This window comes from Streptomyces apricus, from assembly GCF_008369065.1.
GTDB classification, from domain to species: domain Bacteria; phylum Actinomycetota; class Actinomycetes; order Streptomycetales; family Streptomycetaceae; genus Streptomyces; species Streptomyces apricus.
The window spans coordinates 1-1,546 of the sequence record NZ_VDFC01000195.1; the positions used below are offsets into that span (position 1 = coordinate 1).

Sequence of the window (1,546 nt, forward strand, 5' to 3'; positions counted from 1 at the left end):
CCCCAGCGCCCCCCACACCCCCGTCATCAACCTGCTCACCTCCGGCAGCACCGGCGTGCCCAAGTGCGTCCAGCACACCCACGCCTCCGTCGCCGCCCGCACCTGGTCGGTCGTCCAGGGCCGCGGATACACCGGCGACGACGTCAGCGTCATCTGGATGCCGCTGGACCACGTGACCATGGTCTTCTACAACATCCGCGACGTGTTCCTGCGCAGCCTGCACGTCAACGGAAAGATCGAGGACTTCCTCGCCCACCCGCCGATGTGGCTGGACCTGCTGGAGCGCTACGGCGCCACCAACACCTGGGCGCCCAACTTCGCCTTCAACCTCCTGCACGAGTACGCCGACGACATCGCCCGCGGCAGCTGGGACCTCTCGCGGGTGCGGGAGTTCGTCAACGGCGGCGAGCCCGTCGTCGCCGCCACCAGCCACCGCTTCCTGGACATGCTCGCCCCGCACGGCCTGCGCGCCGACGCCATGGTGCCCGCCTGGGGCATGTCGGAGACCTGCTCGGGGGTCACCTACTCCGTGCAGAGCCGCACCGACCGCACCGCCGGCACCGTCGTGGTGGCCCCCTCCTCCTTCGAGACGGACCTGCACTTCCCCGCCGAGGACGACCGCGGCCAGGACGCGGTGGCCTTCTCCACCGTCGGCGCCCCCCTGCCGGGGGTCAGCGTGCGCATCGTCGACGCCGCCGGGGCGCTGCTGCCCCAGGACCGCATCGGCGAACTGCAGATCCGCGGCGTGACGATGATGCACGGCTACCACGCCAACGCCGACGCCAACCGGGCCGCCTTCGACCCCCAGGGCTGGTTCCGCACCGGCGATTTGGCCTTCGTCCACGACGGCCAGCTGGTGATCGCCGGCCGCAAGAAGGACCAGATCGTCGTGCGCGGCGCCAACTACGTCGCCCACGAACTGGAGAGCGTCATCGAGGAGGCCGACGGCGTACGCGTCACCTACGCGGCCGCCGCCGGCGTACGCGAACCGGGGGAGGGCTCCGACCGCCTCGTCGTCTTCTTCGTGCCCACCCGCTGGGACAGCGCCGCCCTGGCCCGCACCCTGCAGGACGTGCGCACCCGCCTGGGCCGCGAAGCGGGCCTGGCCCCCGACCTCGTGGTGCCCGTCACCGTCGCGGAGTTCCCCAAGACCGCCAGCGGGAAGATCCAGCGCAGCGCCCTGGTGGCCGACCTGCGCGCCGGCCGGTTCGCCGACCGCATCGAACCCGAACAGCAGCAGGAGCAGGACACCCCCGCCGCCCCGGCCTTCTTCCGCCGCCAGTGGTCGCGCCGCGAGGACAGCATCCCCGCCAGCGGCCAGGACGGCGTGCGCCTGGTCTTCGGCGACCCCGGCGACCTGCCGCTGCTGGGCCTGGACCGGGGCCGCACCGTCGTCGTGCGCGCAGGGCAGCGATACGTGCGCGAGAGCCCCCTCTCCTTCCGCATCGCCCCCGGCGACAGCGCCCACATCAGCCGGGTGCTGCAGGAGGTCACCGCCCAGCACGGCCCCCTCTCCACCGTGCTGTTCACCGCGTTCGCCCCCCAC

1 protein-coding gene is annotated in these 1,546 nt (G+C 72.7%); it reads left to right on the top strand.

What is annotated here, in order from left to right:
• Nucleotides 1-1,546: AMP-binding protein (locus tag FGF04_RS39140; protein ID WP_149516151.1), on the top strand; the 1,546-nt coding region annotated here is incomplete at both ends.